This is a genomic window from Fischerella thermalis PCC 7521, from assembly GCF_000317225.1.
Classification (GTDB): domain Bacteria; phylum Cyanobacteriota; class Cyanobacteriia; order Cyanobacteriales; family Nostocaceae; genus Fischerella; species Fischerella thermalis.
In genome coordinates this window covers 20,138-45,835 of sequence record NZ_AJLL01000096.1, presented here as the reverse complement: position 1 = coordinate 45,835, position 25,698 = coordinate 20,138, and the positions used below count along the sequence as shown (strand labels likewise).

The 25,698-nt window shown below is 40.4% G+C and carries 23 protein-coding genes and 1 pseudogene; 10 read left to right on the top strand and 14 right to left on the bottom strand.

Going from position 1 to position 25,698, the window contains the following annotated elements:
- Positions 1-610 precede the first annotated feature (610 nt).
- The gene (locus UYK_RS0120165) at positions 611-1,075 is read right to left on the bottom strand and encodes a hypothetical protein (protein ID WP_009456322.1); all 465 of its coding nucleotides are present in this window, start codon (positions 1,073-1,075) and stop codon (positions 611-613) included.
- Between the two features lie 222 nt (positions 1,076-1,297).
- On the opposite strand from UYK_RS0120165, the gene bchI reads away from it, so the two are divergent.
- The 3 genes from bchI (at position 1,298) to UYK_RS0120150 (ending at position 3,377) form a co-directional block, all read left to right on the top strand.
- Entirely contained in the window at positions 1,298-2,407 is a 1,110-nt protein-coding gene (bchI, locus tag UYK_RS0120160; protein ID WP_009456321.1) for a magnesium chelatase ATPase subunit I, read from the top strand.
- A 105-nt stretch (positions 2,408-2,512) separates the two neighbouring features.
- Complete coding sequence (locus tag UYK_RS0120155) at positions 2,513-2,812, top strand: hypothetical protein (protein WP_009456320.1); 300 nt, start codon at positions 2,513-2,515, stop codon at positions 2,810-2,812.
- 268 nt (positions 2,813-3,080) lie between these two features.
- Entirely contained in the window at positions 3,081-3,377 is a 297-nt protein-coding gene (locus UYK_RS0120150) for an RNA recognition motif domain-containing protein (protein WP_009456319.1), read from the top strand.
- Between the two features lie 428 nt (positions 3,378-3,805).
- Here UYK_RS0120150 and UYK_RS0120145 read toward each other — a convergent pair whose 3' ends face one another.
- Positions 3,806-4,990: an NAD(P)H-quinone oxidoreductase subunit H gene (locus UYK_RS0120145; RefSeq protein ID WP_009456318.1), complete on the bottom strand. Its 1,185-nt coding sequence runs from the start codon at positions 4,988-4,990 to the stop codon at positions 3,806-3,808.
- Between the two features lie 352 nt (positions 4,991-5,342).
- On the opposite strand from UYK_RS0120145, the gene rsmH reads away from it, so the two are divergent.
- Positions 5,343-6,236, top strand: a complete 894-nt coding sequence (rsmH, locus tag UYK_RS0120140; protein WP_009456317.1) for a 16S rRNA (cytosine(1402)-N(4))-methyltransferase RsmH — start codon at positions 5,343-5,345, stop codon at positions 6,234-6,236.
- A gap of 102 nt (positions 6,237-6,338) precedes the next feature.
- Here the strand turns inward: rsmH and UYK_RS0120135 are convergent, their stop codons facing one another.
- Positions 6,339-7,172, bottom strand: a complete 834-nt coding sequence (locus UYK_RS0120135) for a TIGR01548 family HAD-type hydrolase (RefSeq protein WP_009456313.1) — start codon at positions 7,170-7,172, stop codon at positions 6,339-6,341.
- Between the two features lie 251 nt (positions 7,173-7,423).
- Between UYK_RS0120135 and psaX the strand changes: the two genes are divergently transcribed.
- Positions 7,424-7,570, top strand: a complete 147-nt coding sequence (gene psaX, locus UYK_RS0120130) for a photosystem I protein PsaX (RefSeq protein WP_026086530.1) — start codon at positions 7,424-7,426, stop codon at positions 7,568-7,570.
- 143 nt (positions 7,571-7,713) lie between these two features.
- On the opposite strand, the gene UYK_RS0120125 is transcribed toward psaX, so the two are convergent.
- Positions 7,714-8,580 carry a branched-chain amino acid ABC transporter permease gene (locus UYK_RS0120125; RefSeq protein ID WP_016872042.1) on the bottom strand — a complete coding sequence of 289 codons (867 nt, stop codon included), beginning with the start codon at positions 8,578-8,580 and terminating at the stop codon, positions 7,714-7,716.
- A 153-nt stretch (positions 8,581-8,733) separates the two neighbouring features.
- On the opposite strand from UYK_RS0120125, the gene hrmK reads away from it, so the two are divergent.
- A complete protein-coding gene (hrmK, locus tag UYK_RS0120120) occupies positions 8,734-10,560 on the top strand; it encodes a hybrid histidine kinase/response regulator HrmK (RefSeq protein WP_016872041.1) in 1,827 nt (608 codons plus the stop codon).
- An 82-nt stretch (positions 10,561-10,642) separates the two neighbouring features.
- Here the strand turns inward: hrmK and UYK_RS27615 are convergent, their stop codons facing one another.
- Positions 10,643-10,768: a hypothetical protein gene (locus tag UYK_RS27615; protein ID WP_009456306.1), complete on the bottom strand. Its 126-nt coding sequence runs from the start codon at positions 10,766-10,768 to the stop codon at positions 10,643-10,645.
- Positions 10,769-10,836: 68 nt separating this feature from the next.
- Positions 10,837-12,459, bottom strand: coding sequence for a fasciclin domain-containing protein (locus UYK_RS0120110; RefSeq protein ID WP_009456296.1), 1,623 nt, complete (start codon positions 12,457-12,459; stop codon positions 10,837-10,839).
- A 1,110-nt stretch (positions 12,460-13,569) separates the two neighbouring features.
- Here UYK_RS0120110 and UYK_RS0120105 point away from each other — a divergent pair.
- Positions 13,570-13,794, top strand: coding sequence for a DUF4327 family protein (locus tag UYK_RS0120105; protein ID WP_009456294.1), 225 nt, complete (start codon positions 13,570-13,572; stop codon positions 13,792-13,794).
- Positions 13,795-14,251: 457 nt separating this feature from the next.
- Here the strand turns inward: UYK_RS0120105 and UYK_RS25315 are convergent, their stop codons facing one another.
- From UYK_RS25315 to UYK_RS0120095, 3 genes are all read right to left on the bottom strand, one after another.
- On the bottom strand, positions 14,252-14,434 hold the full coding sequence (locus UYK_RS25315; protein WP_071588136.1) for a TLTLP motif-containing protein: 183 nt from the start codon (positions 14,432-14,434) through the stop codon (positions 14,252-14,254).
- An 834-nt stretch (positions 14,435-15,268) separates the two neighbouring features.
- Positions 15,269-16,234 carry an Npun_F2552 family protein gene (locus UYK_RS0120100; protein ID WP_009456285.1) on the bottom strand — a complete coding sequence of 322 codons (966 nt, stop codon included), beginning with the start codon at positions 16,232-16,234 and terminating at the stop codon, positions 15,269-15,271.
- 80 nt (positions 16,235-16,314) lie between these two features.
- A complete protein-coding gene (locus tag UYK_RS0120095; RefSeq protein WP_009456283.1) occupies positions 16,315-17,730 on the bottom strand; it encodes an aspartate ammonia-lyase in 1,416 nt (471 codons plus the stop codon).
- A 314-nt stretch (positions 17,731-18,044) separates the two neighbouring features.
- Between UYK_RS0120095 and pgsA the strand changes: the two genes are divergently transcribed.
- Positions 18,045-18,557: a CDP-diacylglycerol--glycerol-3-phosphate 3-phosphatidyltransferase gene (gene pgsA, locus UYK_RS0120090; RefSeq protein ID WP_009456281.1), complete on the top strand. Its 513-nt coding sequence runs from the start codon at positions 18,045-18,047 to the stop codon at positions 18,555-18,557.
- A gap of 180 nt (positions 18,558-18,737) precedes the next feature.
- Here pgsA and UYK_RS0120085 read toward each other — a convergent pair whose 3' ends face one another.
- Both UYK_RS0120085 and UYK_RS0120080 read right to left on the bottom strand, forming a co-directional pair.
- Entirely contained in the window at positions 18,738-19,730 is a 993-nt protein-coding gene (locus tag UYK_RS0120085; RefSeq protein ID WP_009456277.1) for an iron-siderophore ABC transporter substrate-binding protein, read from the bottom strand.
- A 30-nt stretch (positions 19,731-19,760) separates the two neighbouring features.
- Entirely contained in the window at positions 19,761-22,448 is a 2,688-nt protein-coding gene (locus tag UYK_RS0120080) for a TonB-dependent siderophore receptor (RefSeq protein ID WP_009456276.1), read from the bottom strand.
- A 307-nt stretch (positions 22,449-22,755) separates the two neighbouring features.
- On the opposite strand from UYK_RS0120080, the pseudogene UYK_RS24420 reads away from it, so the two are divergent.
- Positions 22,756-22,955: pseudogene (locus UYK_RS24420) on the top strand (IS5/IS1182 family transposase); the annotation flags it as partial.
- A gap of 416 nt (positions 22,956-23,371) precedes the next feature.
- Here UYK_RS24420 and UYK_RS0120070 read toward each other — a convergent pair.
- The 3 genes from UYK_RS0120070 to UYK_RS27690 all read right to left on the bottom strand — a co-directional run bounded on the left by UYK_RS0120070 (position 23,372) and on the right by UYK_RS27690 (position 24,240).
- A complete protein-coding gene (locus UYK_RS0120070; protein WP_016872040.1) occupies positions 23,372-23,797 on the bottom strand; it encodes a DUF1636 family protein in 426 nt (141 codons plus the stop codon).
- 148 nt (positions 23,798-23,945) lie between these two features.
- Positions 23,946-24,128 carry a thioesterase gene (locus UYK_RS27425; protein ID WP_009456269.1) on the bottom strand — a complete coding sequence of 61 codons (183 nt, stop codon included), beginning with the start codon at positions 24,126-24,128 and terminating at the stop codon, positions 23,946-23,948.
- A complete protein-coding gene (locus tag UYK_RS27690) occupies positions 24,100-24,240 on the bottom strand; it encodes a hypothetical protein (protein ID WP_341271179.1) in 141 nt (46 codons plus the stop codon). Before UYK_RS27690 ends, UYK_RS27425 begins: the two co-directional genes overlap by 29 nt.
- A gap of 959 nt (positions 24,241-25,199) precedes the next feature.
- On the opposite strand from UYK_RS27690, the gene UYK_RS0120060 reads away from it, so the two are divergent.
- Positions 25,200-25,688, top strand: a complete 489-nt coding sequence (locus UYK_RS0120060; protein ID WP_009456267.1) for an IS200/IS605 family element transposase accessory protein TnpB — start codon at positions 25,200-25,202, stop codon at positions 25,686-25,688.
- Positions 25,689-25,698: the final 10 nt, after the last annotated feature.

The window sequence follows — 25,698 nt, the reverse complement described above, 5'->3', positions numbered from 1 at the left end:
AAAGCTATGGCTTCTGCCACTATTTGTTGGGCAGTCAACCCTTCAGAATCCATCATCTTTTGCAGAGTTACGCCTGTATGCTCATACTCAGAATGAATAGGAGGAATTTGAGAGCAATTACTTTTTCCTCAACTTGCTCTGCAATTGCGCTCTGCACTCGTGTCATCTAAATATTAACCTCGTCATTCGCTTATATCCCCCCTTTAGAAAAGGGGGACTTTACGCTTCACGCCTCGTATTCACGCCTCGTAAATGTAAATTGCGATCGCCTTCAGTATACCCCAGCGTGCCACACGACGATCTGAAGTGTAAACAGCGGTTTACCATCCGAATTCGTCCTTTTGGTAACCGCATATGATTTGATCTCTCGCCAAGAAACTTATTAAAGATTTAGGAGCTGATTATTTTGACAAACAACGACCGGAAAGTGTGAAGAAACGCTTGGTTAAGCTCTTAGAAAAGCTTGGTTATCAAGTTAATCTTGAGCCTGTTCCAGTTGCAAGTTAAACCCGCAATCAATATTTTAGTTTTGGCTGTCGCCATTCAACGACTTCAGCCACATACTCTCGTTGAGTTTTAGCCAAAGTCTGATTTTCAAGTTAGAGGACAGCTAGTTGTTCTCAGCAATTGACTTATTTAGTTCTCTACACTTAGCTTCTGCTGCTTGAAAAGCTTGTAAGTAATCTTTGCCACCTAACATTACGTCACCGTAATACTCATAAGGTGCATCGCCATAAACTGGCAGTGGGTCGTCTTCCGGATAATCTTCTTGAGACTCTTCAATAATTGCTTTCAGTTTTTTTACTGTTAATGATTGTGCCGCAAAATACCAAAGCTCTTCTGCATTTTTATGAAGATGGGGTAAGGTAGGATCGACAATGCGATCGCTCAACTCAATCCAAGCGTATTCCATAGGCTGATAAGGTTTACCCTTGGTAGCTAAAAATCCCTGGACATAAATAGACCCCTCCGTCGCTAATGCAGCTTTGTAAGCATTATCAAACGGTTTTTTAGCCTTGCTTTTGATGCGATCAGCAATATCAATAGACAGCGCTTCATCCAATAGTTTATTCATCAACAGCCAGACAACAGCAGCAACTAAAAGATCCTAACATCAAAGTTAAGTTGTTGATTGTTGGTAGTTAGTAGTTGTTTACTACTCCTCACCACCCCACCTCCCCATTGCCCCTAATCCCCACCAGGGACCCCGAGTTCCCCACCTCCTCACTCCTCACACTCCCCATCTATGGCACAATAAAAAACGGTAATAAATAACAATATTGATAAAGGTAGTTTAGTGAGTCCAACAGCTGTTGCGCGTCGTGTGGTATTTCCGTTTACGGCAATTGTAGGCCAGGAAGAAATGAAACTGGCTCTGATATTGAACGTGATTGACCCGAAAATTGGTGGTGTGATGATTATGGGCGATCGCGGTACAGGCAAATCCACAACTATTCGGGCGCTGGCTGACTTGCTGCCAGAAATTCCCGTGGTTGCGAATGATCCCTTCAATAGCCACCCCAGTGATCCTGATTTGATGAGTGATGAAATTCGCCAAAAATTAGAAAGTGGTGAGGATATTCCCGTTATCCAAAAAAAAGTTCAAATGGTAGATTTGCCACTGGGCGCGACAGAAGACCGAGTTTGTGGCACCATCGACATTGAAAAAGCTCTATCTGAAGGTGTAAAAGCCTTTGAACCAGGACTTTTAGCAAAAGCCAACCGGGGCATTCTTTATGTGGATGAGGTAAACTTGCTTGACGATCACCTGGTCGATGTGCTGCTGGACTCTGCTGCAAGCGGCTGGAACACAGTAGAACGCGAAGGTATTTCTATTCGCCACCCGGCCCGTTTTGTTCTGGTGGGTTCCGGTAATCCAGAAGAAGGTGAACTGCGCCCCCAGTTACTCGATCGCTTCGGTATGCACGCCGAAATTCACACTGTCAAAGAACCAGTGCTTAGGGTGCAAATTGTAGAACAACGGTCTGAATTTGACCAAAATCCCCTTGCTTTTGTGGAAAAGTATAAATCCCAGCAACAGGATTTACAACAGCGCATTATCAAAGCCCAAGAACTTTTGCCCTCAGTTAATATTGACTACGACTTGCGGGTGAAAATTTCGGAAGTATGTTCTGAACTTGATGTCGATGGTTTACGGGGTGATATTGTTACCAACCGTGCTGCCAAAGCTTTAACAGCTTTTGAAGGGCGTACCGATGTGACTGTTGATGATATCCATCGTGTGATTGTACTATGTTTGCGTCACAGACTTAGGAAAGATCCCTTAGAATCGATTGATTCTGGTTACAAAGTTGATAAAGCCTTTGCGCGTGTCTTTGGTGTAGAACTCTCAGAAGACACCGCACAAACAAATGGTACTGGTCAATTGAAAACAGGTGTTCGTTAATTCATAGTTGCTAGTTGTTTGTTGTTGGTTGTTTGTTGTCGGCTTGTAACAAACAACAACCAACCATCAACAAAGAACAAAAATGTCAAAGATGGTGGATTTGTGATGAGAAGCTGGCGCTTTTGGTTAAACACCTTGATTTTATCTAGCCAATACAACCCACCCCGGTTTGTAGAACTGTTAATGTTAACGCTAGCAATTGCCATGCTGACAATTTCTAGTCTTGTACCTACAGAAATTCCTTATATGGTATTGGGTTTAAGTTTTGTGATTGGTGCATCAATTTCTATCTTAGTCCGAGAAGCGATCGCCCCTTCTCCTCAGACGCGAGTTACCCAATTGACAGCATTATTATTATTAATTGTTAGTTTCTATGGCTTTGCTGATTTAATTAGAATGTTATAAATCAACAGTTGTGTATCATTCTAATTCAATTTATTTATTAATCAAACTTATACTTATACTTAGTTATTAATTGTTAACATAACTTTTTATAACAGTTTTTCAAACTTCGCTGCCAATATTTTGGTTGCTATGTCATGCTAGTTGGGGTGAGAGTTCATTCGGCGACCGTGTTTGTTTTTAGTATTGATAGGTTTGTTCCTTTTGGTATTGACAGACTTTTCTCCGAAATCGTTCATCTCTACATACCGAATGATTTTGGAGAGAATTTATGTCAATTTATGTAGGCAATCTTTCTTACGATGTCACAGAAGATAGTCTAAATGCTGTCTTTGCAGAATATGGTACTGTAAAGCGGGTTCAGCTACCTACTGACCGTGAGACAGGCCGCTTGCGTGGTTTTGGTTTCGTAGAAATGGGTACAGAAGCTGAGGAATCTGCTGCCATTGAAGCTCTTGATGGTGCTGAGTGGATGGGACGCGACCTCAAAGTGAATAAAGCCAAACCCAGAGAAAATAGAGGTTCCTTTAGTGGCAATAGAGGAAGTAACTTCCGTAACCGCTACTAATCCTAAATCTTGATACACATTTAGCTGTTGAAGCTAACCGAGTTCAGTAGACCCCTTGCACAAATATTTTGAACCCCACCCTAACCCTCCCCGTTCACGGGGAGATTGAGGGGGTGTAGAATTCATGCAAAAGGTCTATCAAATTAATTGCATTTAGTAGTGGCTCAAGCATTCCTGCTTGAGCCTTTTTGATCCACTATGTGGACTGCGACACGATCACAAAAACTACGTAGGTGAGTTTTGTATGTGTAGCTGGGATTTATAGTCGCCTGGTACAAGAAGAACTAAAGCGATCGCACTTCTTCCAATTCTCTCTCTGCATCCTGGTGCGTCCTGGTGCGGTTCAATTCCAAAACCCACTGCAAAAATAAACCCGGAATTCGGAATTAAACTTAACTCCGACTTCCGAATTCCAAATTTATAACTAACTAACGGTCCACAGAACCCATAATTACGTCGATACTGCCCAAAATCACCACAATATCTGCTACTTTCACGCCCCGCAGCAAATGAGGGAGAATTTGCAGATTGTTATAATCTGCTGGGCGAATCTTCCACCGCCAAGGGAAGACGTTATCATCACCAATCAAATAAATTCCTAATTCACCTTTACCGCTTTCGACACGGGAGTAAATTTCGCCTTTAGGAATCTTAAAGGTAGGAGCAACTTTTTTGGCAATGTATTGATAATCAAAGTCATCCCACTCAGATTTTTTGCCCGCCTGCATCCGCTTCGCTTCTAAGTTCTCGTATGGCCCGCCTGGAAGTCCTTTGATAGCCTGGCGAATGATTTTCACGGATTCGCGCATCTCCCGCATCCGCACCATGTAACGGGCTAAGCAATCTCCGGCTGTTTCCCACTGTACTTCCCAATCGAAATCATCGTAGCATTCATAGTGGTCTACTTTCCGCAAATCCCACTTGACACCAGATGCGCGTAACATTGGGCCAGAAAGTCCCCAGTTAATTGCTTCTTCGCGGGTAATAGTACCAACACCTTCTACACGTCGACGGAAAATAGGATTATTGGTAACTAAACGCTCATACTCATCTACTTTGGGTAAGAAGTAATCGCAGAAGTCTAGGCACTTATCTACCCAACCGTAGGGTAAGTCAACCGCCACTCCCCCGATGCGGAAGTAGTTGTTGTTGACCATGCGATAACCTGTAGCAGCTTCCCACAGGTCATAAATCATTTCCCGTTCGCGGAACTGGTAGAAAAAGGGAGTTTGAGCGCCCACGTCAGCAAGGAAGGGGCCAAACCATAATAAGTGGTTAGCGATGCGGTTTAACTCCAGCATGATGACGCGGATGTAGCTGGCGCGTTTGGGGACGGTAATCCCTGCTAACTTTTCTGGAGCGTTGACTGTAACGGCTTCGTTGAACATACCCGCCGCATAGTCCCAGCGACTCACGTAGGGGACATACTGGATATTAGTGCGGTTTTCCGCAATTTTTTCCATTCCCCGGTGTAGATAGCCAATTACCGGCTCACAATCAACAACGTCTTCGCCATCCAAAGTGACAATTAACCGCAGAACCCCGTGCATTGAAGGGTGATGAGGCCCCATGTTCAGCACCATTGGTTCAGTACGGGTTTCTATTCTTGCCATAGATTTCAGTGTTCTCCGGTTTATGAACGATGAAGCCAGTAACCCCTACTTAAAAATTTACTTGACGTTTTTGGTTTCGGGTGGCTTTTGAAGATATATTTGCTACTAATACACATAAATTCAACAATTTAGGATTGGAGAATTCATGCGTTTGCCTTGGATTCAACTAATCTAATTATATTGAGATGGGTGTAGACAAGCCGATTCACACTAACAGAACTATCCATAGGCATTCAAAAAGATTACTATAAGCTATCCTAGTGTTTTCTCACACCAAATTCATAAAGTGATCAAGATAACTGATAACTGTATCAAAGTTGTCTATTTTTATGTCCAGTCAACATGAACTCTCATGTCTCCGAACCAAATAGATATAGATATCGAAGAACCAGCTTTTTCTCATATTCCTGTTTTACCTCAAGCAGTGATTGAGGGTTTAGCAGTACGCGCAGAGGGACACTATCTTGATGCAACGGTGGGGGGTGGAGGTCACACTCGTTTAATTTTAGAAGCTGCGCCCGATGTACGAGTCACTGCTATTGATCAAGATGAGGATGCTTTAGCGGCGGCGCAAAAGGAATTAGCAGAGTTTGGAGAACGCGTCACATTCATCCACACTAACTTTGCTGCTTACGAATTTCCACCTAGTACTTTTGCTGGTATTCTCGCTGATTTGGGAGTGAGTTCTTACCATCTGGATACAGCAAACAGAGGTTTTAGCTTTCGCCACGAAGCTAATTTGGATATGCGAATGAATACGCAACAGTCTCTGACAGCCGCAGATGTGATTAATGAGTGGGATGAAGCTGAATTAGCAGATATTTTTTTTAAGTACGGGGAAGAAAGACTATCACGACGCATTGCTAAACGCATTGTGGAACAGCGTCCCTTTGAAACTACCACAGAATTAGCACAGGCGATCGCTTACAGTGTCCCCCCCAAATACCGTTATGGCAGAATTAATCCTGCTACTCGTGTTTTCCAAGCACTGCGAATTGTTGTTAACGACGAGTTAAAGTCTTTAGAAACCTTTGTGGATAAAGCACCACAAGCACTTGTCCCAGGTGGCAGAATCGCGATTATCAGTTTTCATAGCTTGGAAGACCGTTTGGTTAAACATGGTCTGAGGAATTCACCCTTGTTGCAGGTTTTGACCAAAAAGCCAATCACACCACATGAAGAAGAAATTGTCAACAATCCCCGTTCTCGTTCTGCAAAATTGAGGGTCGCCCAGAGGGTTAGGTGATGGGAGTTTGGGGAACTCGGCACCCCCACGACCGACAGGGAGTGGAGATGTCGTTTAAAGCTAATTCGTTATTTGATTCTTTCCTATCGCAAACAATAACTCTCATTCTTCACTAAACAACTCAGCCCGCAGATCCTCAAGATTACCACCCTTGGCTGTAGCTGTTCTAATTGCCTGAATCTTTGCTGGTGTTAATTCCTGTACATTATTCAAAACTATAGCTGCTCCTGCTTGCCGTAGTGTCTCGGCATAAGCATCACGCCACACTGGCGTTTCTTGTACATGCGGTGGTAATACCCCTACACCAATCCAAGTTTTTTCAGGTTGGAGATTTCGCGCTTTTTCTACTGTATACATATCAGCTACTGTATCTCCCACATACACTATTATTGACAACTTATCGATATTCTGTTGCAACAACCGAACAGTAGCGAAAAGTCCCGTTGGATCTGGTTTTCCTGGAGCATCTTCCATCGCAATCAACACAGGAGATTGCAAACCCAAACGACTTTGCAAAACATAGTTAGCAGAAGCACGAGTTGCACCACTGAAAAATCCCCAAGCAATACCAGCTAAAGTCAGTTGTTCGAGATAGCTAGGACTTAACAATAAAGGTTCATCACAAATATACCCAGTAAAATTTTCGGGATCTGTACCTCGGTAACGAGCTTGAAAAAAAGCAACAATATTTTTGTAGTCCAATCCTAATTGTTCGCGAGGCTGTCCTTGAGTTTCAAAATAGCGGTAGATTAACTCTTGGGACGCCTCCCAATCATTATTCCAAATCCCTTCAGACTTTAACTGGTCAATATCTACTGGTGTAGGACGATATGCTCCTAATGTAAAATTCTCCACGGTATCTGCGAGCGCTCGACGATAGGAACCACTCACATCGCGCACAACACCATCAATATCAAAAATAACAATTGTGTTCATAGTTAGTTGTTAGTTGTTGGTTGTTAGTTGTTGTTCACTAATCCTCACACTCCACCCTTACCTTAAGCCTATGAGTACACGGCTCTTTCTTTATGCCGGGAAAAGAGTCCACCGCACTCCCTCGTCTACACACTCTCCCCACCTCCCTCCCACTTGCTACCCAAAATCACGAAAATATTTTTAACGAAAGTGGCGAATTGGGACATCTGTTTGGTATTTCTGAAGAAGTCCTTAAGTTAGGAGTTCATTTTATGGCAAAAGCAGATACTACAGCAGATTTACCCGTAGCTAAATCAACAACAGCTAAACCCCCCTACACATTTCGTACAGCTTGGGCTTTGCTCTTGTTAGCTATTAACTTTATTGTGGCAGCCTATTACTTCCACATTATTGAATAGTAAAGCGGGTTAACTTCTGATTTAAATCAGAAACTGGGAATGGAGATCTGGCAGAAGTAAAAGGTAGACGGGGGAGACAAGGGAGAAAAAATGCTTCCTTGTCCTTCTTGTCCCCCTTGTCTGCTCAATCCCCGTTCCCAGATTCAAATTGTGCCTTTAAATAAACCCTTGGGGCGAATTAGTAGCACTAGAATCATAATTAACAGAGCTACGCCTTGTTTATACTGGGAACCAAGCAGAGGTGTACTGACTTCTTGAACAATGCCAATAATAAAAGCTGCGGCGATCGCACCGTAAGGATTACCAATTCCACCCAAAATTACTGAGGCAAATAAAGGTAGTATTAAAAACCAACCCATATTGGGGCGCACAGCTTCACTTAGCCCTAACATACTTCCGCCCAACGAAGTTAAACTACCTGCTATCACCCAAGTCCACAAGATAACTTGGTCAACATTGATACCAGAAACTCGCGCTAAGTCAATATCATCGGCAACAGATCGCATTGCTTTACCGATTTTTGTATTTTGTAAGAGGTAATGCAAAAGCAAAATGACTAATATTGCTAAAACAATCACCAACAGCTTGACTTGAGGTATCTTTATTCCCCAAAAATCAAGAGCTGGTGCAACTGGTACATTGTATTTTTGGTTACTACCACCCCAAAAGAAGATAATGCCATTACGAAGGAATAGAGCAAGTCCAATGGAAATAATAATGAAAGTGGTGGAAGTAGCCCGAATCGAACGCATTCTTGACCACAGTAATTTTTCTGACAGCAGCATTGCAGCAACAGTCCCTACTGCTGCTAGTATCATTGACAGCCAAATATTTATGCCGGTGGAATTGACAAGCAGTGTTAAATAAGCGCCGAGAGTGAGAAAGTCACCGTGAGCAAAATTAGACAACCGTAAGATCCCATAGGTAAGAGTTAGTCCAACTGCGCCCAAAGCGATAATACTTCCTACTGAAATACCATTGACTACTAATTGAACTAGTTGTGCATTCATATAAAAATTTCATCCAAAAATCTTTTGTATTGCTTTTAAACTCGACATTTCCAGTTTTAGTTTATAAATATAAAAAGAGGAGTGCGTTAATATACATAGCATCCTATTTGCACTTTTGTGCAAAGCTAAACTTCTTAAGCGGTCTAGTTGACCATGCAGCAGTATTCAAGCTTACCAGAACAAAACTCACAAGTAGATGCAACACCAACAGTTTTGACAACTATCCAACAACTGCGGGCTGAGTTGTGGCTGGAACGCAGCTTAAATCGGTTGCAAAATCGCTTGAATGATTGCCTTGTGAATCTCACTAGCAATCAACCAACAGGGGCGGGTGAAGCAGAAATTTTTCAAACTGTGGTCAATGAGTTAAACAGCGTTTTGAATAATAGTAAGGTGGCGATCGCACTTGTAGAACCACAACAAACCGTTGGCAAAGTTTGCTTTATTCCTACTTCTCCACCCCAAAATTTACCATCACTAGTGCTAAAAGGGATGGTAAAAAAGAAAAAAAAATTTCGTTTGAGATTAGCAGAAGAAATAGAAATTGACGATTTGCAGTTGCTTGAACAGCAACAACCGCCCAGTGCTTGGCAGTTAGCCACTGATATTGATGGCGTCATTGGCTGGTTAATAATTATCAGAACACCTGTAGAATCTGATGGCAATTCATTCAAAGACACTTGTGTGCAAATTACATCACAACTGCTGACACGCGCCGCCCAGCAATGTGTTACAACCATCACCCAATTCCGAAAAATACAATCTTTGCAGCAACACTGCCAACAGTTAGAGACAATCAATCAGGAACTAGAACGAACCAATCAACTTAAAAATCAATTTTTGGCAAATACCAGTCACGAAATCCGCACTCCTCTGAGCTCAATTACTGGTTTTACCCACCTATTATTAGCCCAAGGCTACGATCCCTCTAAGGAACGTCATCAAGAGTACTTAAGCATTATTCAATCTAGTAGTAAGCACTTATTGGCTTTAATTAACGATATCTTGGATCTGTCCAAAATTGAAGCCAATCAATTGGAAATACAATGGGAAAAAGTTGATTTACAAACATTGTGTCACAATGTTTTAATTCTAGTGAAAGAAAAAGCTGCGAATAAAGGTTTAAAACTATCACTAGAATTAGATCCTAACGTTAATACCTTATTAGCTGATTCCTTGCGACTCAAGCAGATGCTGCTGAACTTATTGTTTAACGCCTTGAAATTCACTACTAATGGCACTGTTGGTTTACAAGTTAAATCCAACAATTCTTGGATATATTTTACAGTTTGGGATACTGGTACTGGCATCTCTAAAAAACACCAAGCAGAACTTTTTCAACCTTATTTTCAAATTCCAAATAGTGTAGTTAGTCAAAACGAAGGTACTGGCTTAGGATTGGTAGTGACTCGAAAACTGGCTGAACTTCACGGTGGCAGCGTAGAAGTAGAATCAGAGCTAGGTGGTGGTTCCCGTTTTACGATTGTACTACCCCTCAGGCAGGAGGAAGGGGAGAGTGGGGAATTAGGGGAAGTGGAGGGAGTAGGAGAAGATGCGAAAGGTGAAGACAGATCTAGACCTTCTCAATTAGTTTCCATAAATAACCATTCCACAAATATTTTGTTGGTAGAAGATGACTCACACAATGCTCAATTAATGCAAGTTTATTTGGAAAGATTAGGTTATCAGGTCAATTTGGCAAATAATAGTCAGCAAATTTGGAAAATCTTAGATCAGCACAAGCCAGCAGTAATTTTATTGGATATTAAATTACCGAATGAAAATGGTTTAGCAATAGTACGACAATTGCGAGAACATGAGCAGTATCGAAGCATCCCTATAATTGTGCAAACTGCAATGGCAATGAAAGGCGATCGCGAAATTTGTCTAGCAGCAGGAGTAAATGAATATATTTCTAAACCGATAGATTTACCATTACTAGGCAATTTAGTAGCAAAATACACTAAACCAACTACGTAAGGGTGTAAACTCGTTATAAGGTATTCGGCAAATATTCACTGTCTTATCAGCACTACCACTCACTAGAGTTTGTTCATCTAGGCTAATCGCCTACAGCATAAACTAAGTCATTATGCCCGGTGAGGGTGTTTTCTAACTCCCCTGTTTGCAGATTCCTAATTTTGATTGTCTTGTCTAGTATATCAAAATTAAACTCAATTTCATCCATAAAACCCTACCCCAACTATTAAAGTAGGGGCAGGGTTATTTAATCATCGGCAATTCGACAATGATTAATTAGAATCTATAACCGATTCCTAACATAATCCCTACATCTGTATCATCTACAAAAGTAGCATTCACAGCACCTGTCACCATAAACTGAGAAGATAAGGGATAATCTACACCACCAGTAAGTAGTAAACCAAAATCAGTGTCATCGCCAGTACCAATAGCTACACCAGCACCCACATAAGGAGAAATAACAGCATCACTTCCACCTATATTAGTAGGTCGGAAAGCAAAGTCATAGGTGATGGGAACTAGAAACACAGTATCATCGCCAATAACTGCCCCTGGTCTTACTGAGAAATTGTTTGTGAGACCAAATTTGCTGGTTACTGCAAAGTTACCACTGCCAAGAGCCGTATTACCACCTAAACCAATGTTACCAGCAACGGCAATATAGTTTCTTTTTACTGTAGCAGCAGCTTCATCTTCGGTTTCCTCACCCTGTGCCAATTCTGGTGGAATTAAAACTTGGTTGATGACGTGAACAACACCGTTGGTAGCTTTGACGTTCGGTTGAACGACGCTTGCATTATTAACCGCAATCTGACTATTGTCAACTTTGATATTTACTGCTGCATCTTCTAGAGTTTTTACTTCACCAGATGTCAGCTTTTCAGCGGGTAGTTCACCAGCAACTACGTGGTATCTCAAAATTTTGATTAAGGTTTCTCTATTTTCTGGTTGCTGTAACTGCTGTAGAACATCTGGAGGTAAAGCTGCAAATGCTTGGTCTGTTGGGGCAAAAAGTGTATAAGGACCTGGCTGTCTGAGAGCATCTGCTAAACCTGCTGTCCTTAGCAAAGAAGTCAGAGTATTGAAACTACCACTAGCCTCAGCTATAGAAACAATATCACCTGTAGTTTGAGGAGTACCACCTACAATATAATTCGCAGCTGCCACATTGCTAGGTAATGGTTGCACCTGTCCAAGTCTCACTAAAGCTTGATACAAAAGTGCAGCCGCATCCGCCCGCGTTAAACCTCCCCGTGGGTTGAGCGTTCTCACATCAGGGTAGTTGACGACTAGATTAGCTTGTGTTGCTGCTGCCACTTGATTAACAGCATAAGACGGGATCTGCCCAGCATCTACATAGGTGTTAGCAAGAGTTTGTTCTACAGAACCACTGGGAGTTAGATTGAGTCCGCTGGCTACAGCAGTAATTGCATCTGCTTTGGAAACTGTTTGATTCGGTCCAAACAAGTTATTGGGATAACCTGACAAAAATCCAGCTTCGTAGGCAGCTCTAATTGCAGGTGCTGCCCAATAGTTAGTAGGCACATCTCTAAAACCTTCCGGCGGTAGCTGTCTTACTGGATTCAGTGTAAAAGCTTTCTGGAACATAGCAGCAAGTTCAGCGCGGGTTACTGGTTGGTCTGGTTTGTATGTACCATCCGGATAACCAACAATTACATTTCTTGCGGCTAAGGCTTGAATAAATGGTAGCGCCCAATAATCTGCTGGCACATCAGCAAAGCTAGGAGCTGTTGTAGCTGGTGCAGGCGCTGGAGTTGGGGTTGTAACCTGAGCTAATACAGGAGCGGAAATCATCATTGGAGTAGCTGTGGTAGCCGATATTCCCAGAGCTACCAATGCACTACTTGTTAACGACCAACCAGATAAACTACGCATGAACACTTCCTCCTCAACAACACATCTCGAAAGTTTATCAAACTGGATTTTTACGTTGACTTAGACAAACAAAATACAATCATTCTCGTTTTATTTGTGATGATATCAGTTGATTTTGTAAATGAAAACAGAGCTTTTTGTTTTGACTTTTTTCAGAAGTTTTCTACCTCTAATTTCAAACGTATCCATCAAAAATAATACTTTATTTAAGTATTATTTTTTATGGTATTTCTTTACAAGCATTTAAAATACTTAGACAATAAGCAGTTTCTTTGTTAGCTCAGTTACAGGCCATATCATCGATTAATGATGATGAAACTAGAAAGTGATAATGAATTACACCTTCTATATTAGGCAGTTGGTTTAGTCAATACTTACCTATTTACTAATGATACCTGTTTTTGCATGTCTGCGTCATATATCAAAAGCTAGGAGTAGATATCTACCGAAAGTAAGGGATGATAGGCACTCAATGTCTGTTATGCTCCTGTATATAAAGGAAAGTTATCTTTTTCACTAAATACAGTAAATACTGTGGAACAAGTTTGCTGTCTAATCCTAAATTTCTGTTCCCCTAACTTCTCAATCATTCAAAATTTAAAGTTAAGTAAAGTTTATCAAGTAATAAGTGTATTTTTAATGGCATAGTTTTAACCAATAGTGACTCATTATTGGAAAAATAAACATATAATGAATTCAGCCACATTCAAAGTATTTAGTAGCCTGATAATAGGCTTAGCAAAATCACAGCATTTAGCAAAGACGAGGTAAGCTAACTGCTATGTTTCCCAACAGGCTTTATATATCACCTAAGGCTCTAAGCGTTTTGCCTCTCACACCCAAGAAGCATACAGTTTTACAAAGGTAATATAACTAAAGATATGTGTTTTATCTGTCCTAAGAGGTAGAGTAAGTATTGTTAATTACAATTTTTTATTCAAGTGCAACTAAAATTTAGCGATAAAGTCAAAACTAATTTTCATATTTTGATTGCTAATGCTGCTAAGTTCATAATAAAAGATAAAAGACTTTATTTTCAGTGATCAATCGTTACCCAATTTAACTAGTAACGATGATTATTTGTTTTATGGGTAAACAAGGAGATAATGTATGGTAGATACTGCTGTTAAATACAACATAGAGTATATTAGGGAAAAAGCAGTTCAACTTGTTAACCAGGGGCTGATTCAACTTAATCAACCTATTTACGTGTTGTGTAAATATCTTCCTTACCGTGACTGGTTATTTGTAGAGCTTGAGTTAGAAAGAAACGAATTTTTGCTCAGAGATTGCATTATTGATTTGCTAAGTCGTGAAAAATGGTCAGAAGGCTAATAATTGATTAAAATAGGATTTTCTCAGGGAATGAAAACCTAAGAGGACTTAAAACTGATATTTAGTAAATGTAACTCTGTTTGATTTGGCGATCGCCTTGAATATATTAAAAATCTGGGCTTTACAGAGAAAGCAGGATGTTTTTGAATTGTTTGTTGTAAACGAAAAAATCTAACTTCTTCGTGCACTTCGATCTACCCTTACGGGAAGCAGCTTTGCGTCTAAAGTGGTTCAAGAATCCATCTCGATTTTATGCAAAGTCAAAATCTGATCATTTACTTCAAGTTATAAATTCGAGAGTCTGAACTATTTAGCAATAGTCCAGATTCTGTGCAGTAACCTAAACTACTAGCTGTAGCTCACAAGGTAAACATTATCTATGGTTAATCTAAGCTTAATCTAGTAGCTATATATCTTGAGTTTTCAAAATTGTTTTTTAATTCATTACCAATATTTTCTACTTCTGCTTGAGGTTGTATGTGAAAGATGGCTGAGTATTGGGAATATTAGCGGAAGAGTAATTAGCAATAACTAACAAAGGTAAGATCAGGGTTAGCACACCAATGACAGTTCCGATGATGTCTGCCAAACGATGGGAGGATATGTTAGTTGAACTGGCAGACTCGCTGTTTGAATTCATAAAAAGTTTGTTTGATTACCTGATTTTGCATTTAGACTCTTTTCTCTGAGTCTAACTCTATTTTAGCTACTTTTTAACTGTAATTTTTTTAATCGTCAAGCACCGCTTTTGTTTGAGTGACTCCTTGCTAATCTTCTGTATATAAAAAACTTGATACTAATTTTAGATGATAAAAAATTTGCATAATTGTGTAACTATTGTTGCTTGACTTGGTTGTTAAACAATATCGTTTTTGCATTGGGATTTAACAGAATTATAGCATAAAAAGTACATTTATCAATTTTATTAAAGTAAGTTTATGTGATTCAAAATACATTTTTGGGAAAATATAGCCCTACAAAAGGATAAAAAATCTAACTTTAGATATTTTTAGTTTGTTATATTTACTCATACTTATACCGTATCAACACTAGATATATATTTAAGTTTTTGAGATTAGTAACTGCTAGTGAGTTAAAAGCGTTTCCGAGAGCAAACACTTTAATCCACCAATTTACACAAAATTTATACTAGGATAATGTTTAATATTTAGTAAGTTCAATCAGTGATTTTACTTAAGAAAAATTTAATATAATCGAAAATTCAAGAAAGATATTCTTTCTACTAAATTTTGTCAATATATCAATAGGTAGATAAGTAAGTATTTCATTCCCAAGCAGCTAATATATCTCAAGCAAAAATTAGCATGATTGTTAGCAATTAGATCAGGAAAAACATGAGACTAAAAAAACCGCCACTAGTAGAGTAGGGCGGTCTGGTTAAGCAATCGGAGGGTATTTTCAGCTTACTGTGCCAGTTTTGAAATTGCTGTAGCAGAGTTTGCACTTGCTGTAGTTATCCTCTAACATAAGCGCTGAGTGGTTCTTTGATAAACTTGATGTAGAGGTGTTTGAACGTAGACTTAATTAGGCGAGGCATACCAAAATCAATGGGAACGAACTTGTCTGGTAATCGCCAATCATCTATCCGTAGTGACTGAGGATCTAAATAAGGATAGTGGATAGCATTGAGGTTCGGACAAACTCCCAGACGCATAGATGCAGCAACAGTAGGTACTTCTGTGGCTGGGACATTAAGTATCTCTACCATGGCTCGATCTAAAGCAAATACATCTGGTGATGCGCCTAAAATACCCAGACAACGAGGTTCACCGCCACTAGGGCCATTGCCTTCATGACCGATAACACCGTCTAAGATAGTTAAATTCGGGTTAATTGTTCTAGCAGTTTCTACTAACATTTCCCCGAACCTGTTGGCATCTTTTCCTGCTTCCATGTGCCACCAAGCTTTCATTTTGCCAGGAACACAGCCAAACAAGTTTTTTACACCCAAGGTAAGTACTAATTGGACATGAGATTTGACTTTGGGTAGATTGATTACTACATCTGCTTCCATCGCTTCTTTGCAGAGTAGCAGATGGTTAAACTCTTGACTAACTGTTTGGTAACGAACCCCATGAAAATCAATGATTGGAAGATTAAGTTCTTCTAAAATCTGTTGATAGCCATTAGCAATGGCAACTCCCCTGGCGCTACCAAAAGCAGGACTATCACCTAAAAATGGTTTACCGCCAGCTTCAATTACCATCTGTGCCACTACATAAACTAATTGCGATCGCGTGGTACACTCTTTGCCAGGACGTGCGCCTGTGAGCAAATTGGGTTTAAGTAAAACGCGATTCCCTGGTTTTACAAACGCTGCCATTCCTCCGAATGGTTCTAGCAGTGTTGCCAAAGAATCTCTTAAAACTTCTGGTTCGTAAGAATTGGCTCGAATGAAACTAACGGTTGGTGTTTGCATATTTGTTAGTAGTTGGTGGTTGGTGGTTGGTGATTGGTGGTTTTTCCAAACAACAAACAACGGACAACAATCAACAATTTTTATTCAAGGGGTAAAATTTGGCTCATTTGTTCCAGGTTTAGAACTTTAGCTAATTCTGCTTCACTCATTAGTCCTTTTTCCAAAACAATTTGTCGTAGGGATTTGCCTGTTTCCAAAGATTCTTTTGCTATGGCTGCGGCATTTAAATAACCAATGTGGGTATTTAAAGCTGTTACTAAAGCTAAACTACTTTCTGCATATGCCAAACAACGTTCCCGGTTGGCGGTAATTCCTTGAATGCAGCGTTGTGTGAGTGCAGCAATAGTATTACCGAGAATTTCGATACTGTGAATCAAGTTATAGGCAATCAGTGGCATCATCACATTCAATTCTAATTGTCCTGCTTGGGCTGCCAGTGCGATCGCACTGTCGTAACCCATCACCTGAAAACACACCATCGATGTCATCTCTGCCATCACGGGGTTATACTTGCCTGGCATAATTGAAGAACCCGGTTGTACTGGTGGGAGTTGAATTTCTTTTAAACCAGTTTTTGGTCCAGAGTCCATCAATCGCAAGTCATGAGAGATTTTTACTAAATCTTGCGCTAAGTTACGTAACGCACCAGAAACATTGACAAATGGTGCCATACTCTGCATTGCCGCCATCAAATGAGGGGCAGGTTGTAGTGGACTATTAATCAGTTCTGCTAGAGTTGATATCACACGGGCACGATATTGGGGATGGGTGTTCAACCCCGTACCCGCTGCACTACCACCCAAACCCAGTACCATCAAATCCCCACTAGCAGTGTAAATCCGGTTTTGATGTTCTGTTAGAATGTGTGCCCAAGCACGGAAATTTTCACCCAACCGCACTGGCACAGCATCTTGCATGTGAGTTCTACCAGAACGAACGATATCTTGAAACTCTGCTGCTTTTGCCTCTAAAGTTGCTATAGCCCCCTCCAAAGCCGGGTGCAGTGTTCTAGACAACGCCAATAAACCACCAATCCGAATTGCTGTGGGAATCACATCATTGGTAGACTGTCCGTAGTTAACGTGATCATTGGGACTGACACGCTTGTAGTTTCCTTTGTGATCACCAAGAATTTCTAACGCCCGATTTGCTAATACTTCATTAACATTCATGTGATGGGAAGTACCAGCACCGGCTTGATAAACATCTACCACAAACTGCTCACGGAACTGGCCAGCTAAAACTTCATCGGCAGCTTGGACTATTGCCTGACTGATGTCTTGGGGAATACAACCCAGTTCACCATTCACTATAGCAGTAGCTTTTTTAATTAAAATACAAGCATCTACGTAAGTAGGTAAAGGACGAATACCGCTAATTGGGAAGTTTTCTGTAGCACGTACGGTTTGAATGCCGTAATAAACACTACTGGAAATTTCGCGATCGCCCATTGAATCGCGTTCTATTCTGGATTGAGAATTTCTTTGTTCAGTCATAGTGATTTTGGTTTAACAATTGGTAATAGTAATTGGTAATTACGCCTAATGCGAATTAAAACTATGGCAAAAATCCTGTTTTGATAATCGAACACAGATGTAGACGCGCTTTGCGCGGCTTCCCCCAGGGTACACAGATACACACTGATAATCTATCTGTGTACATCGCCTTGCACGGTGTTCGTTAATTAAAATCAAATTCGGGAAAATTGTCAAAAAATCTTGTGTTGCTTGTTCGATTCCCATTAGATGTTAATTGGTAATCAGTAATTATTTTTCTATCACCTATTACTTATCACCTAATTTAAAATCCCATGACTTTACCCAACTGGATTACCTTTTCCCGTCTTTTAGGCTTGCCATTCCTACTTTACGGCTTACCCAACCCCACACCAACAACTAGGTGGGTGTGTTTAGCAATTTTCCTGGTTGCAGCTGGTACCGACTGGCTAGATGGTTACTTAGCACGAAAACTCAACCAAATTAGCGATTTAGGTAAATTTCTCGACCCCCTAGTCGATAAATTGTTAGTGCTTGCACCATTACTGGTATTTATTGAACTGGGACAGATTCCAGCTTGGGGAGTATTTTTGATACTAGCACGGGAGTTAGCGATCGCTGGTTGGCGTGTCAATCAAACCACAATTACCGGAGCGAATATTTGGGGTAAACTCAAAACCTTTAGCCAAATTATTGCGATCGCTCTTTTAATTGCACCTTTACCAGAAGTTTGGAAAGTTCCCTCCCTCATTGCTTTTTGGGTTTCTGTCCTCCTCACCTTAATTTCTGGGGCAATTTATCTTTTACCGCCAACAAATAGTGATTAACGCTCTTTCATCACTTTGGTTAAAGTATAATAAGAAACATATTACTTGGTTGTAGAGTGAGAGCGATGATAGCGCCCAGAGAAGCAGCCAGAACAGTCCAGTTCGTGGATGATTAATGCCCATCTCCCCCAAAAATCTTCGCTCTCCTCAGCATAGCTACCTTTCTTCAGTCAAAAATTTTCATGCTTCTTTCAGTAGATATTTGTATAAGTCATCAAGAATAGCATTAGCTGCTAGGATATTGCCTCCATACCAATAACCAGAATCAACTGTGTACACCTGGTTATTTTTGGCTACTTTGAGTAATTGCCACAGTTGACTTTTCTGATATTTTTTGAAGTTTTCTTCAGCGCCGGGATCTAACATTGCAAATAAAACATCTGCATCCAGCAAGTCTACGCGTTCTAAGCTGACCAATACAGAATATGTATCTGGACTGGTGGTAGCCTGAAGTTGATGTCTGGGTGCAGAAAGCCCCACCTCCTTTAAAATCCATCCAGAAAATGAGAAGATAGTATCAAACTGTGGATTATGCAGCCCTGCATAGAAACGGCTCGCAGATACCTCCATTGTCCCCAGTTTTTCTTTTATCAGTTTTCGGAGTTTTCTCACCCGTTGTTGGTAGTGTGCAAGCGCATCATCAGCATTTTCAGTTCTGCCTAATATTTGGCCAATTTCCCGCAAAGATTCTTTCCAACCATCTTTGAGGTATTTTGCTTCCAGTTTCACTGTGGGAGCTATCTGGGAAAATAGCTTGTAATTCTCAGCAGTGAAGTAAAATCCCAGAATCAAATCTGGATGCAACTGTACCATTCTTTCTATATTGACCTGGGATGATTTGCCGATAGAAATTATCTGTTCTATCTTCTTCCCTGCAAACTGCTGTCCTCTGCTACCTGCAAGATTTGATTCTGCTGCTGCTATTGGCTGCAAACCTAGTCCTAGCAATGCATCTAAGGCTCCTTCATCTGTAACAATCACACGCTGGGGTTGAAGAGGAACACAAGTTTCTCCTAGTTCATGCTGAATGACTCGGCACTCAGAAATGCCTAACTGTGTCTTGGAAATGTCAGTTTTCTGAATAGCCTGACTATCGCAAGCTGTTATCCAGAGCAAGAACAGAGCGATGAGGAAAAATGGTTGAATACAAAGATGCAGTTGATTTTTCTTCATTATGGCCTAAGCAGCATTCAACAGGCAGCGCTAGAATTTCCAGGAGACAGAACCAACCACAGTTAATGGATCGCCTGGAAATACTTCTCGGTCATTCCGGGCACTTTCAAAATACTCAATGTTAAACAGGTTCTTGATATTAATAGAAGCACGGAAGTTGTCTTCCTGATAAAAAATCGCGGCATCCGTTCTTACGTAGCTTGGTAAGGTAAAGGTGTTAGCTATATCCCCCTGACGTTCTCCGACGTAAAACAGCCCAAAACCAAATCCCAATCCCTGCAAATCTCCCCTCTGAATTTCATAAGTAGTCCACAAACTAGCACCAAATTCCGGGACGTTATTGAGTTTATTACCTGAAAAATCGGCGTCTTCTGTAACTTTGGCATCAGTATATGCTGCGGAGGCAATAATTTTCCATCCAGGAAGTATTTCTCCAGCAATATCCAATTCCACACCTTGACTGTTTTGTTCACCCGTTTGCACAGAAAAACCAGCATTTTCTGGATCATCAGCTAGAACATTAGAACGGGTTATGTTGTAGTATGCAAGGGTTGCAGAAAGCTTATCAGTTAAATCAGTTTTCACACCAACTTCCCACTGAGTGCCACGCTCTGGCTTAAATAATCTTCGATCAAAAGTTGTTCCCACAACTTGTTGAAATGAGCGAGTATAACTCGCATAGAGTGAAACTTCGGGAATTGGTTGATAGACAATCCCAAATCGAGGGCTAAAGGCTTCATCTTGTTGGAAAGAAGGGAATGCATCACCAAAACTATCTACAAATTCGCTTCTTTGATTGATCAGATCAAAACGTCCACCCAACAAAATTTTCAGGTTCTCTAATAGAGTAATTTGGTCTTGAATATAGATGCCTAAAGCTTGATTAGTTTCTTCAAAAGAAGAAGCCGTGTCAGGAATTCTCGCACCTACTTGATCACGACCGTAGACAGGGTTGAAGATGTCAATTGGTGTAATTTCTAAATCTACCCCAGAAGAGTTATAGGTATCACGGTACAAATCAACACCAAATAATAGCTTATGGGCGATACTTCCTGTTTTAAAGTTACCAACAACATTGGTGTCTAGAATGTAACTAGTACCATCTTGTTCATCTAATTGGTTTTGTAAACGTTCAAGAGTACGACCATCTTCTTGCAATCCTAGAGGAAGAAAAGTGTTTTGAGGCTGACGGTAAAAGGTGGCTCGGAATGAGTTGCGAAGCTGCCAGTTATCATTAAAGTTATGCTCAAACTGATAACCAATCCGCCCGATGTTTTGCCCAACAAAATCGACAGAAGGCTCACCAAGAAATCGATTGAGTGGAATATCACCGTTGGGATTGGATAGGACAGTTCCTCTGGCTGGTAAACCGCGATCGTTTTTCTGCTCAACAACGGAATAGCTTCCTTCTACCGTCAAGTTAGTATTCTCGCCCAAACGAAAGGACAAAGCAGGAGCAAAAGAATAGCGCGTGATATCAAAGAAATCAACAAACGTTTCTGAACTAAACCCGTAGGCACTAAAGCGGTAGAGGATATTTTTGTTTTCATCAAGAGGGCCTGTTAAATCAATACTGCCAATGTATGTATTGAAATTTCCCAAGCCTAACTCTACGTCATAGGCAGGAGTACTCAAAGGTCTTTTTGTAGTAACGTTTATCGTTCCTCCTGGTGTACCCTGACCAAACAAAGCGCCTGCTGGGCCTTTGAGGACTTCTACTTGCTCAACGTTACCCAGGCTTGTACCACCACTGCTGTACCTGTCACGCAAACCGTCGATGATGATGTTGTTAGTACCAAAACCACCAAAACCACGTATTGTGTAGAAATCAAAGGGAGAGCGAGTAGATACACCCGGTGTTACACCTGAAATATTCCTCAGAGCTTCATTGAGTCGCTGCACTTGTTGATCTTCAAGTACTTCTTGAGGAACAACTTGAATTGAAAAGGGAGTGTCTCGGATCGGAGTGTCAGTTCTAGTCCCAGTAGTGGCACTCGGAACGCTATATCCGTCTTGCTCACCTGTTACCACCAGTTCAATCGGTTCATCAGTTTCTGCTGATGGCTGCTCTGGTTGAGTTTGACTTTCCGGCTGTGTTGGCGGAGGAGTTGCTGGCGTTTGCGGTTGCTGCTGTGGTTGTGGCGCGGAAGGTGCAGGCGCAGCAACTTCAAAAATCAAACCATTATCACTATCAAACAACTCGATTGTCGGCGCGCCCGTTTCGCCTCTGACTGTGACCCGAATGGTATTCGCATCCTGATTAGTCACAATTACCTCAGCTATTCCGGCAAGAGGTTTTTCTTGACGAAATGTGTTGCCATCAGGTAGGCGTAGTTGTGCGTTTGGTATGTCAGCAATATAGTCGTTGCCTTCATTCCTTCCCGATACTTGTAGTTGCTCTGCTTTGGAAGTCTGGAGAATTACATCCAGACCTTTTTCTGTTGTATTAACTTGAACTCCCGTCACTTCTATGACTTCTGTTACGGGTGACTGCACCAGCTTTTGGATAACCTTAGGTACAAAATCTATTTCACTCAGGTGCGGTATCTTTTTGATTGGCGTATTGACTGCTTGAAGATTCGCCTTTTTGTCAGATTGGGTATTCTCAGTCTTGACATCTAGAACTTGTGCTTCCTTGCTGAAAGCAGGATTTATTAACAATAAAGTAAATGAGGAGCCTGTAATTAATAGACTTTGAATCAATAGCTGTAGCTTCATTTATTCCTCACACCTAGTTAAAACACTGAAAAAACTTAATTTGCAATTGTGGTCTAAATGCTAATAAATACTAATAATTTGCTTATTAGCATTTATTAGCATTAGCGTTATTTAAGAATAAACCGTATGTGTTAATAAATCTTGGTTATAGAAGATACATTATTTTTCAACTAAAAGTGTCGAGTTGCACATTATCTAGGTTCTTGGCAACTTTTGATACTGGTGGCGAAATATTGCTTAACAAAGAAGTTGGCTCCATCAAGAGTTATTTAGGATCTAAACAGCGATCGCATCCCTGTATCGTTCGATGTCACTGAATCCAAAACCGGGTCATACTGTACCAGCAGAAACTGCTAAAGTTGCCAAAGCTATTTTTCCAAAAGGTAGCCTCTGCATCAGGATGGCAGGTCACCTTGGCTCGTTTATGAGTGACCAAGATTTTAGTAGATTGTTTTCTAACCAGAACCTGGAGTATCACCGCTGCGATTAGTTCTAGTTACAATCTTGTAGTACGTTGAAGGACTCACAGCTCGTCAAGCCGCTGTGCTGTCCGAAGCCGAAAATTTTGTTCTGTTACTAATTCATTAATTTTGTGACTGCGTCACGAAATTAAAATTGCCTCTTGCATTAAGTCCATAAGTTTTTTACACTCGCTTTTCAATTATTTTCTCACCCAAATGTTTATTATGTTCTGATTTTTTAACTCAATTATTGGAGTCTATTTTCGTATCTTTAATCATCAACAGTTTACTGTATTAATCAGATAATGATTTTACTTGCTTCATCAACTTAAATTCCTTCCTTGTATGCATTTATATATAATCTTGTCAAGCTTGTTATTGCCGAATGTTAGTGTATTGCGATACTTTACCTAATGTAAAGGCTTTCATCAAAAAGTTACGTAATTAGTTTTTACATGATTCCTAATTTTTATCAACAATAACAGGTGGAATCTGGGCAAAAATAGCAGATTGTAAAAGTTCGGGAAAATTTTTCCAAGCTACAGCACCTCTACGAGTCTTGATATACAATTGCATAAACTCTAGTAATGCTGCTGGGCTTTGTTCAGGGGGAAGATTGACGAACAGATAAGTGGGTTTGTCATGACTTGATACAGATGCAACACAGCCTTGACTACAAGCCCATAAACATTTAACAGGTTTAATTTCAAGTTCGTCAAGTTGGAATTTATCATTGCATAAAGTCCTTAGTTGATCAAGTAAGATAGTACCATCGCAGGGTTGATTTTTTTGCCGCTCATCAGAAGAGCGGTGGCAAGATTTGCAGACGAAGAGGGTGTGTTTAGGTCTAGAGCTAAGGTTTGTTAACGAGGTATTTTTAGGGGTCATCCATGACTTGATAAACACTAATAAGTTTTTCATCGTTTTAATTTACTTGATACATACGTAATCTAAATTGACAAACTTAATATTGCTTAAACCCTAACCAAAAATATTGCCAAATTGAAAATAAGTTCTTAAATAACAACCTTTTGATTTAATGTAATTGACAAGCTTTTGTACAGTCGAAATATCCTGAGCAAATATTAAAAGTTTCCTCCAAAAAGGTGAGAAGTTGCATGAGTTTGGTATTTTCTGGCACTGTTTCGGGAGTACCATTGAGATACCGTAGCTCCTCTTTGAAAGCAGGTTCACCGAGAGCATGAATGAATGGGTTCATCTAGATCGGGAATTTGCGGTGCATGGTGAGCGGAAACAAACAAGTGTACTGGTAAGGTATTATACTGTTTGCGGAGTAAACGGACAAGTTCAAAGCTAACGAGCGCCCCCATACCGTGACCAAAAAAGCGAATGGCTTGTGTAAATGTAGAACAAGGGCAGAAGCGAGCGATCGCACCAACAAGAGATTCTAAGCCGCGAGAACGGCCCAGGTAGTTTGATGGGACAAAACTCTACAGCTGTGGGTAGGCTGTCCGAATGTGCAAAAAATCAAAGAGCTACCAACACCTGCGTAGGGAAAGCAAAATAAACGCGCCTAAAGCTTGAGGATTCGGTTTGCGACATGTCACTCAGGAGTTAAATGTCTGTGTGGTTGTCATATCATCAATCTAACTTGGCTTACTTTGTTGCAATTTTTTTAGGTTATACTCGGCTTAGAGTAATGCAAATCTATAGCAATTATCAATCTCTTCTTTACAAATGTTTACTAATTTTCTTAAATAATCCAGGATTTCTCGCTTGTGAGAAATCGGACGAGACCTTTCCGGTGAGAATTTGAATTGTTTTGGTGTACGATCTGATCTGTTAATGTTGGGGTCATGCTTATAACGGCTGAAATGCTTTCTATATATACATTTTCGCAGTTTTTATCCCATTTTTTTCTCTTTGTGAGATATGCGGGAAATCTTAGCAATAATTTCAAATAGTGAAGAACAATATCTCTTAAGACTATTGATAGGAATTCTCTATTGTTACTTGGTTGCCAAAAGATACTGTTTGCCATTAAAGTAAAGTAGGCGTAACCAAAAATAGTTGGAATATACTCAACAAACACTTGCGCCTCTGATGCTGTAACTACTTAGGTACTCACCATAAAGCAACATCATCAAGATTTTATATGAAACGCAGTTGCAACTCTTAAGTTGCCTGTCTATTCCCAGTCTAGGACTCAATGTATTTTTTGACGGCGTTGCATATTCGTAGAATGAATGAGCGACTGTAAACATTGAAACTTCGATCCATATTGGACTAAATCATCCTATGATTCAGCAATGCCTTTCATTAATAGCCTATGTATGGATGTCAACAAAATTTAATTAGTCCAATAGTTTTTGGTTGGAACAAAGGGAACAAAAATAGTATTAGTTTTGGCTCTCAAAACAATCAAACTTTTGTTCATATTCCTACTGCAAAGCTGAAAAAGCGAATAGATCAGTTGTGCCAAATATATGGAATTAACTTTGTTGAAACAGAAGAGAGCTACACTAGCCAATCAAGCTTTTTAGATGATGTTTTACCTATATTTGGTAACAAGCCAGAAGGGTGGAAATCGTCAGGTAGACGAGTAAAACTTGGACTATTTGTTATCGCGAAAGGTATTAGAATCAACGCAGATCTTAATCTTAATGGAAGCGCCAATTCGCTCTTGAAGGTAAAGGAACAACTAAACCTAGATTTAGCCAAGACCTCTAAGAGAGTTTTGACCGTTCTAGAGAGAATATTTCTCTGGAAGAATAACTGTAAAAAGCAACAAGGGAGTGGATGGGTGCCCTCCCCGTAGCAACAGTTTG

Bases quoted from the DNA above. Each gene is read 5' to 3' on its own strand.
- UYK_RS0120165 (WP_009456322.1), bottom strand. From the start codon at position 1,075: ATGAATAAACTATTGGATGAAGCGCTGTCTATTGATATTGCTGATCGC.
- UYK_RS0120155 (WP_009456320.1), top strand. From the start codon at position 2,513: ATGAGAAGCTGGCGCTTTTGGTTAAACACCTTGATTTTATCTAGCCAA.
- UYK_RS0120150 (WP_009456319.1), top strand. From the start codon at position 3,081: ATGTCAATTTATGTAGGCAATCTTTCTTACGATGTCACAGAAGATAGT.
- UYK_RS0120145 (WP_009456318.1), bottom strand. From the start codon at position 4,990: ATGGCAAGAATAGAAACCCGTACTGAACCAATGGTGCTGAACATGGGG.
- rsmH (WP_009456317.1), top strand. From the start codon at position 5,343: ATGTCTCCGAACCAAATAGATATAGATATCGAAGAACCAGCTTTTTCT.
- UYK_RS0120135 (WP_009456313.1), bottom strand. From the start codon at position 7,172: ATGAACACAATTGTTATTTTTGATATTGATGGTGTTGTGCGCGATGTG.
- psaX (WP_026086530.1), top strand. From the start codon at position 7,424: ATGGCAAAAGCAGATACTACAGCAGATTTACCCGTAGCTAAATCAACA.
- UYK_RS0120125 (WP_016872042.1), bottom strand. From the start codon at position 8,580: ATGAATGCACAACTAGTTCAATTAGTAGTCAATGGTATTTCAGTAGGA.
- hrmK (WP_016872041.1), top strand. From the start codon at position 8,734: ATGCAGCAGTATTCAAGCTTACCAGAACAAAACTCACAAGTAGATGCA.
- UYK_RS27615 (WP_009456306.1), bottom strand. From the start codon at position 10,768: ATGGATGAAATTGAGTTTAATTTTGATATACTAGACAAGACAATCAAA.
- UYK_RS0120110 (WP_009456296.1), bottom strand. From the start codon at position 12,459: ATGCGTAGTTTATCTGGTTGGTCGTTAACAAGTAGTGCATTGGTAGCT.
- UYK_RS0120105 (WP_009456294.1), top strand. From the start codon at position 13,570: ATGGTAGATACTGCTGTTAAATACAACATAGAGTATATTAGGGAAAAA.
- UYK_RS25315 (WP_071588136.1), bottom strand. From the start codon at position 14,434: ATGAATTCAAACAGCGAGTCTGCCAGTTCAACTAACATATCCTCCCAT.
- UYK_RS0120100 (WP_009456285.1), bottom strand. From the start codon at position 16,234: ATGCAAACACCAACCGTTAGTTTCATTCGAGCCAATTCTTACGAACCA.
- UYK_RS0120095 (WP_009456283.1), bottom strand. From the start codon at position 17,730: ATGACTGAACAAAGAAATTCTCAATCCAGAATAGAACGCGATTCAATG.
- pgsA (WP_009456281.1), top strand. From the start codon at position 18,045: ATGACTTTACCCAACTGGATTACCTTTTCCCGTCTTTTAGGCTTGCCA.
- UYK_RS0120085 (WP_009456277.1), bottom strand. From the start codon at position 19,730: ATGAAGAAAAATCAACTGCATCTTTGTATTCAACCATTTTTCCTCATC.
- UYK_RS0120080 (WP_009456276.1), bottom strand. From the start codon at position 22,448: ATGAAGCTACAGCTATTGATTCAAAGTCTATTAATTACAGGCTCCTCA.
- UYK_RS0120070 (WP_016872040.1), bottom strand. From the start codon at position 23,797: ATGACCCCTAAAAATACCTCGTTAACAAACCTTAGCTCTAGACCTAAA.
- UYK_RS27425 (WP_009456269.1), bottom strand. From the start codon at position 24,128: ATGAACCCATTCATTCATGCTCTCGGTGAACCTGCTTTCAAAGAGGAG.
- UYK_RS27690 (WP_341271179.1), bottom strand. From the start codon at position 24,240: ATGGGGGCGCTCGTTAGCTTTGAACTTGTCCGTTTACTCCGCAAACAG.
- UYK_RS0120060 (WP_009456267.1), top strand. From the start codon at position 25,200: ATGTATGGATGTCAACAAAATTTAATTAGTCCAATAGTTTTTGGTTGG.